Source organism: Micromonospora sp. I033, assembly GCF_053890995.1.
The window spans coordinates 1-7102 of record NZ_JBSSLX010000262.1; the positions used below are offsets into that span (position 1 = coordinate 1).

The 7102-nt window shown below is 74.1% G+C and carries 7 protein-coding genes and 1 pseudogene; 5 read left to right on the forward strand and 3 right to left on the reverse strand.

What is annotated here, in order from left to right:
* The coding region (rfaE2, locus tag ACW0Q9_RS27615; RefSeq protein WP_456186205.1) for a D-glycero-beta-D-manno-heptose 1-phosphate adenylyltransferase at window positions 1-1847 on the reverse strand (1847 nt) is incomplete at its 3' end.
* Between the two features lie 121 nt (window positions 1848-1968).
* Between rfaE2 and ACW0Q9_RS27620 the strand changes: the two genes are divergently transcribed.
* From ACW0Q9_RS27620 to ACW0Q9_RS27630, 3 genes are all read left to right on the forward strand, one after another.
* The gene (locus ACW0Q9_RS27620; RefSeq protein ID WP_456186207.1) at window positions 1969-2517 is read left to right on the forward strand and encodes a type 1 glutamine amidotransferase domain-containing protein; all 549 of its coding nucleotides are present in this window, start codon (window positions 1969-1971) and stop codon (window positions 2515-2517) included.
* Between the two features lie 51 nt (window positions 2518-2568).
* A complete protein-coding gene (locus ACW0Q9_RS27625; protein WP_456186209.1) occupies window positions 2569-4242 on the forward strand; it encodes an MDR family MFS transporter in 1674 nt (557 codons plus the stop codon).
* 91 nt (window positions 4243-4333) lie between these two features.
* Window positions 4334-5224 carry a hypothetical protein gene (locus ACW0Q9_RS27630; protein ID WP_456186211.1) on the forward strand — a complete coding sequence of 297 codons (891 nt, stop codon included), beginning with the start codon at window positions 4334-4336 and terminating at the stop codon, window positions 5222-5224.
* A gap of 39 nt (window positions 5225-5263) precedes the next feature.
* On the opposite strand, the gene ACW0Q9_RS27635 is transcribed toward ACW0Q9_RS27630, so the two are convergent.
* Window positions 5264-6166: a LysR family transcriptional regulator gene (locus ACW0Q9_RS27635; RefSeq protein ID WP_456186213.1), complete on the reverse strand. Its 903-nt coding sequence runs from the start codon at window positions 6164-6166 to the stop codon at window positions 5264-5266.
* Between the two features lie 83 nt (window positions 6167-6249).
* Here ACW0Q9_RS27635 and ACW0Q9_RS27640 point away from each other — a divergent pair, with 83 nt between their 5' ends.
* Both ACW0Q9_RS27640 and ACW0Q9_RS27645 read left to right on the forward strand, forming a co-directional pair.
* A complete protein-coding gene (locus ACW0Q9_RS27640; RefSeq protein WP_456186215.1) occupies window positions 6250-6615 on the forward strand; it encodes a hypothetical protein in 366 nt (121 codons plus the stop codon).
* Window positions 6569-7018 (forward strand): EamA family transporter, encoded by a 450-nt coding sequence (locus tag ACW0Q9_RS27645; RefSeq protein ID WP_456186217.1) that lies wholly within the window; start codon window positions 6569-6571, stop codon window positions 7016-7018. The genes ACW0Q9_RS27640 and ACW0Q9_RS27645 overlap by 47 nt, the downstream gene beginning before the upstream one ends.
* Here the strand turns inward: ACW0Q9_RS27645 and ACW0Q9_RS27650 are convergent.
* A pseudogene (locus tag ACW0Q9_RS27650) lies at window positions 7011-7102 on the reverse strand (NUDIX domain-containing protein); the annotation flags it as partial. The gene ACW0Q9_RS27645 and the pseudogene ACW0Q9_RS27650 overlap by 8 nt on opposite strands.

A 7102-nucleotide genomic window follows, 5' to 3' on the forward strand; every position in this document is an offset into this window, starting at 1 on the left:
CACGCCGGCCTGCCCTCGCCCACCGGCGGGACGGCCGGGTGCGCCCGGATCCGGTCGATGATCGCCGAGGTGGAGCGGTCCGGCACGTACCCGAGGGTGCGCACCTGGCCGCCCAGCCGGCGGACCAGCGGGGCCTCCGGGACCATCTCGGGCGGGTAGTCGCCGCCCTTGACGTAGACGTCCGGGCGGACCGCCTCGATGAGCTTCGCCGGGGAGTCCTCCTCGAAGACCACCACGTGGTCGACGCACTCCAGCGCGGCGAGCAGGGCGGCGCGGTCCTCGACCGGGTTGACCGGCCGGTCCGGGCCCTTGAGCCGGCGTACGCTGCCGTCCGAGTTGACCGCCACGACCAGCAGGTCGCCGAGCGCGCGGGCCTGGGTGAGGTAGCGGACGTGCCCGGGGTGCAGCACGTCGAAGCAGCCGTTGGTGAAGACGATCGACCGGCCGGTCCGGCGGTGCTCGGCGACGATCGCGGTCAGCTCCTCGGCGCCCACCAGGGTCGGCCGCCCGGCCTCCTCCGGCCCGGTGCCCAGCGCGTCGAGCAGGTCCTCCCGGCGGCACACGCAGGTGCCGGTGTCGGAGACGGTGATGGTCGCGGCGAGCTGGGCGAGCTGCGCGGCGGTCGGCAGGCTCGCCTCCGCGGCCAGCGCCAGGGTCATCGCCGCCAGGTAGGCGTCCCCGGCCCCCACGGCGTGGCTGGCCGGGACCGGGGTGCTGTGGCTGCGCCGCGGTTCGCCGTCGGCCCCGCCGACCACCGCGCCCTCGGTGTCCAGGGTCACCGCCACCACGTCCGCGCCGGTGTGCTCGCGCAGCTCGTCCAGGCGGGACTCGGCCAGCACCGCGCGGTCCACGCCCGCGCCGGCCGCCGCGTTGACGGTCACGCCGGTGCCGGTGACGCTGAGCCCGTCCCCGGTCAGCGCGACCCGCTCCTCGCCGGGCGTCGGCTCCCCGGTCGGGCCGGCGAAGCCGCCGCCGTGCTCCTCGGCGGGCGCGCCGGAGGTCGGGTGCGGGCTGCCGGGCTCCCGTTCGCCGGCCCCGCCTGGCGCCGCGCCGACGACCAGCTCGGAAGGGCCGTCGGCCGGGTCGGCCAGGTGGTCCAGGTGCAGGTCGCCGGCGGTCGCGCCGCGGGCCGCGCTCCGGTGCCCGCCGTTGAAGCCGGCGGCCGCCCGGGCCAGCAGCCGGGTCGCCTCGGCGAAGCTCGGGGTCACCACGGTCGGATTGAGGCCGCGCCAGTCGGCCAGGTCGTGCGCGTCGAGCGCCACGGTGGCGTACCGGTCCCGGTTGGCGACCAGCCAGGCGCGCACCGCCGAGGGCAGCGCGCCCAGGCCGTAGTCGCAGACGACCAGGGTGAGCGGCTGCCCGGCGGCCGCCGCGCGCAGCTCCTCGGTGGCGCAGTGCAGCGCGGTCAGCAGGTGGGCCACGCCGTCGTCGTCGAGGCCGTCCTCCGGGTCACCGGAGTCCTCGCGGAGCAGGATCTGGTTGCCGGCGAGCATCCGCCGCTTCACCGGCGTGGGGCGGCCGGGCTGGTTGACCGTGCGGTCCCAGACACCCGCCCGGTCCAGGCAGTCGTGCAGCTCGTCACCGGCCACGTCGGCGCCGACCGGGGCGACCAGGGCGGCCCGGCCGCCGAGGGCGGCCACGTTGACCGCGGTGTTCGCCGCGCCGCCGGCGGCGGAGATCCGCCTCCGCAGCGTCAGGACCGGCGCGGGCGCCTCCCGGCAGAGCCGCTCCGACTCCGCGAACCGCCACTCGTCGAGCATGGCGTCGCCGACGACCAGCACGGGACGCCCCTGCCAACCCGCCACGACGGTGGCGAGCCGGCGTTCTTCCGCTGCTGCTCCTGCCATGCCCCTTCGGATCCCCCGAGCGGGACCGGACAAACCTGCGGTCCGGGCCACCCGCGGCGTCCGGTTTCGGCGGGTCCGCCCCGGGAACGGGTGCAGACAGACCCCGGAGAGGAGAACCACCATGGCAGCGACGTTGCAGGGCAAACGGATCGCCTTCCTGGCCGCCGACGGCGTCGAGGAGGTCGAGTACACCAAGCCCCGCGAGGCGGTGGAGAACGCCGGTGCCCGGGTCGAGCTGGTCTCGATCAAGCCCGGTTCGATCCAGGCCTTCAACCATCTCGACCACGGCGGGCAGTACCCGGTCGACGTGACGACCAGGGAGGCGGACGCGGGGGCGTACGACGCGCTGGTGCTGCCCGGCGGCGTGGCGAACCCGGACTTCCTGCGGACCGACCCCGACGCGATCCGGTTCGTGAAGTCGTTCTTCGCGGCCGGCAAGCCGGTCGGGGTGATCTGCCACGGCCCGTGGACCCTGGTCGAGGCCGACGTGGTGCGCGGCCGGACGATCACCTCCTGGCCGAGCCTGCGCACCGATCTCACCAATGCCGGCGCGAACTGGGTGGACCAGCAGGTGGTCACCGACAAGGGCCTGGTCAGCAGCCGCAAGCCGGACGACCTGCCGGCCTTCTGCGACAAGATCGTCGAGGAGTTCGCCGAGGGGAAGCACTGACTTCCTCTCCCACCGGGGGCATGATCCGCCCCCGGTGGGAAAGGAAGCGGGATGACAGCCCAGGCCGCTCGTCCCGTGCTGCACGCCCGCCAGATCCGCCTGCTGATGCTCGGCCTCATGACCGGCATGCTGCTGGCGGCGCTCGACCAGACCATCGTCGGCACCGCGCTGCCCACCATCGTCGGTGAGCTGGGCGGGATCAACCACTACTCGTGGGTGGTCACCGCGTACCTGCTCGCCTCCACGGCCTCGACGCCGCTCTACGGCAAGATGGCCGACCTGTACGGGCGCCGGCCGGTCTTCCTCTTCTCGATCGGCACGTTCCTGCTCGGCTCGCTGCTGGCCGGCCTGTCGCAGAACATGACCCAGCTCATCGTCACCCGGGGCGTGCAGGGCATCGGCGCGGGCGGCCTGCTGACGCTGGCGTTCACCATCATCTCGGACGTGGTGCCACCCCGGGAGCGCGGTCGCTACCAGGGCCTGTTCGGGGCGGTCTTCGGCATCTCCTCGGTGGCCGGCCCGCTGGTCGGCGGCTACTTCGCGGAGACCAACTGGCGGTGGATCTTCTACATCAACGTGCCGCTGGCCGTCCTCGCCATCGTGGTCTGCTACCACGTCATGCGGCTGGTCCCGTTCGAGCGCCGGGAGCACACCGTCGACTGGGTCGGTGCCGGGTTGCTGGTCGCCGGGGTGAGCTGCCTGCTGCTCGCGCTGAGCTGGGGCGGCAACGAGTACGCCTGGGGCTCCGGGGTGATCATCGGGCTGTTCGTGGCCGGGGCGGTGCTGGGCACGCTCTTCGTGCTCCAGGAGGCCCGGGTACGCGAGCCGATCCTGCCGCTGCGGCTGTTCCGCAGCGCCACCTTCGCGCTGGCGAACTCGGCGGGCTTCGTGCTCGGTCTGGTGATGTTCGGGTCGATCATCTTCATCCCGCTCTACCTGCAGATCGTCAAGGGCGCCTCGCCGACCCGCAGCGGCCTGCTGATGCTGCCGATGATGGCCGGAATCATCTTCACCTCGATCATCACCGGGCGGGCCATGAGCCGGATCGGCCGCTACAAGTGGTTCCCGGTGGCCGGCTCGGTGGTGCTGGTCGCCGGCATGCTGCTGTTCCGGCAGCTCCAGGTGGCCACCTCGCTCTGGGTCGCGTTCGGCTTCATGGTGGTGATCGGCGTCGGGCTGGGCCTGTGCATGCAGTCGCTGATCCTGGGCGTGCAGAACGCGGTCGACCCGCGCGACCTGGGTGCCGGCACCTCCTCGGCGACGTTCTTCCGCTCGCTGGGTGGCTCGTTCGGGGTGGCCATCCTGGGCGCGGTGCTGTCGTCGCGGCTCACCGGCGAGCTGGCCGGCCGGCTGCCGGCGGCGATCGCCCAGCTCCCGCCGGACCAGCGGGCGGCGGTGGCGGCCAGCGGCGGCGCCGACGTCTCGATCAACGACCCGGCGACCGTCCTGGCCCTGCCCGCTCCGGTGCGGGCCGCCATCCAGGCCTCGTTCGTCGAGTCGTTGCACCTGGTCTTCCTGACCACCGGGCTGGTCGCCATCCTGGCCGTGCTGGTCACCCTGGCCATGCCGAACGAGCAGCTGCGCGGGGCCGGCCCGCAGGGCTCGACCGGCGGCGCGGACCCGCTCGGCGGTCCGGCGGCCGCCGCGGGCGGCAAGCCCCTCACCAGGGAGTCGAAGGAGGAGGCCGCCGCCGACATGGAGTCCAAGTCCCAGACGATGCTCTGACCGGCTCGATCATGTAACGAATTCATGGACATGATCGTCCATTGGGGAGGAGCGGCATCCGGCCGTTCCTTTACCTAGCGGGGGAATGTCCATGTCATCGCAGCTTGCGCGCCGGCTCGTCCGGGCCGGCGTCGCCGTGTCCGCCGTCGCCGCCGCGGTCGGCCTCCAGCCGTCGGCCGCCGTCGCGGCCACCGGAGCCGACCTCCAGCTCGACCTGACCGCCAGCCAGACGATGCTCTGGCACGACCGGGCCGAGGTCATCGTCGACGCCGTCGTGCAGAACGTCGGCACCGCCGACGCCGCCGACGTCACGATCACCTACCAGTTGCCGCCGGGCGGCGAGATCGCCGGCGACCCCTGGTGGCAGTGCGACTACGCCACCCTGGTGTGCACCCACCGGTACGGCGGGCTCGCGGCGGGCGAGTCCATCCGCCTGCCCGTCTACTTCTCGCTGCCGGTCAAGAAGGAGGGGACCGAGGCGCGGATCTCGGCGACGGTCTCGACGACCACGCCCGAGACCACCAAGACCAACAACACCGACCAGGTCAGGACGACCTACGCCCAGCTTCCCGAGCTGTACCTGCGCGCCGGCGGGCCGAACGATTCGTGGGCCGTGAGGGACGTGCCCACCACCGGCGGGCCGATCCGGCCGGCCTTCACCGTGGAGAACACCGGCACCGCCACGGCCAAGGACGTGACAGTGGTCGTCGACCTTCCGCCGGGTGCGTCGTTCGACGGCGACACGTGGGGGTGGGGTGGGCCGTGCACGCAGACGGCGACATCGGTGTCCTGCCCGGTCGGGGCGCTGGGGGCCGGCGAGTACGCGTCCGTCTCCGTCCCGATGGTGGTCGGTCCGGGTACGGCGGGTGACCAGTTCGCGGTCCACGCCGAGGCGAGCACCACCAGCGCCGAGTGGCGGCCCGACGGGAACCCCTGGGCCGACCAGCCGTACCAGTACGTGGAGCCGATCCCCGCGGTCTGATCCGGCGCGGTGACCCCGGGGCGCGATCACGTCTCGGGGTCACCCCGACCCGCCCGCCTCCACCCCGGTGAGCAGGTCGAGGATGAGCGCCAGCGGCGGCCAGGCCGCCCGGCCGCGCCGGGTCACGGCGTACGCGCGCAGGAGAGCCTGCGGTCCGGTCAGCGGCAGCAGGCGGACGCCGGGCGCGGCGGGCTGGTCGCCCGGGAGCAGGCCGACGCCCAGCCCCGCGACGATGAGGTCCTGGACCAGGTCGAGGCTGTCGGCGCGGTGCACGATCCGGGGCTCGAAGCCCGCCATCGACGCGATCGTCCGCACCACCACCTCGTCGGCCGTGTTGCGCGAGTTGACGATCCAGTCCGCGTCGCGGAACCGGCCGAATACCGCTGGGGCGTCCGCCTCCGGGAGAGCCGCCGCGCCGGAGGGCACCCCGAGGTGCCAGGCCACCGACCAGAGCGGCGTGGCGTCCAGCGCGGGGTCCGGGGAGAGCGGGGCCAGGTTGTAGTCGTAGGTCAGCGCGAGGTCGACCTGGTCGGCCGCGAGCGCCGCGTACGCCTCGGCCGGCTCGTGCTCGTCGATGCGCAGCCGCACCCGAGGGTGGTCCGCGGCCAGCCGGGCGGTGAGCGGCAGCAGGGAGCGCCGGACGGCGGTGGCGAAGCCGGCGACGCGTACGTTGCCGGCCGGTTCGGCGCGCGGGTCCAGGTCCAGCCGGGCCGCGTCGACCGCGGCGAGGATCGTCACGGCGTGTTCGGCCAGCCGGCGCCCGGCCGGGGTGAGCCGGACCCGGCGGCCGTGCGGCTCGACCAGTTCGGTGCCCACCTCCCGGGCCAGCACGGCGAGCTGCTGGGACACCGTCGACGTGGTGACGTGCAGCTCGTCGGCGACCTGGCGCATCGAGCCGAGCCGGGCCAGTTCCCGCAGCAGGCGGAGGCGACGCAGATCCACTCGACGATTGTTCACGATTTCCGAACGGTCCGTCCAGGAATGGCACGTGGACGCGAGCGGTCCGGACCGGCTCTACTGTCCGCATGACCACCGCGACTCCCGCCCGCGCCGGCACCGCCATGGCCGTCGCCTCCATGACCTGCGTCCAGCTCGGGCTGGCCGCCTCGGTCGGGCTCTTCGACCGGGTCGGCCCCGAGGGCGCCGCCTGGCTGCGCCTCGCCTGGGCCGGGGTGCTGCTGGCGGTCGTGGTCCGGCCCCGCCCGTCGGCGTTCACCCGCTCCGCCCTGCGGGCCTGCGTGGCGCTCGGCGTGGTGACGGCCGGGGTCACCATCCTGTTCATGGCGGCGGTGGCCCGGCTGCCCCTGGGCACCGCCAGCGCGCTGGAGTTCCTCGGCCCGCTGGGTGTGGCCGCGGGCCGCGTACATCCTGCTCACCCAGCGGGTGGGTGACGAGGTCTCCGGAGTCCGCGGCCTGGCGGTCTCCATGCCGGTGGCCGCCGTGGTGGCGACCCTGGTCGTCGGCCCGTCGGTGTTCGGCGACCTGACCTGGCAGGTGCTCCTGGCCGGGCTCGGGCTGGCCGTGCTGCTGCCCGTCGCCCCGTTCGTACTGGAACTGCTGGCGCTGCGCCGGCTCACCACCGCCGCGTTCGGCACGCTGATGAGCCTGGAGCCGGCCATCGCCCTGGTCGTCGGCCTGGTCGCGCTGGGTCAGGTGCCCGGGCCCGCCGCCGTGGCCGGGATCGCCTTCGTGGTGGTGGCCGGGATCGGCGCGGAACGGTCCGGCGCCCGGTCGGACGGCCACCCGGGGGCGGCCCCCGGAGAGCGGCCCGTGACGGCGGGCGCCGTCACTTGAGGATGAGGCGGTTGGTCTGCTCGAAGACGTCCAGGTCGGCGAGGGTCTCGAGCACGCTGGCGGAGAGCGGGGTGGGCAGCCCGT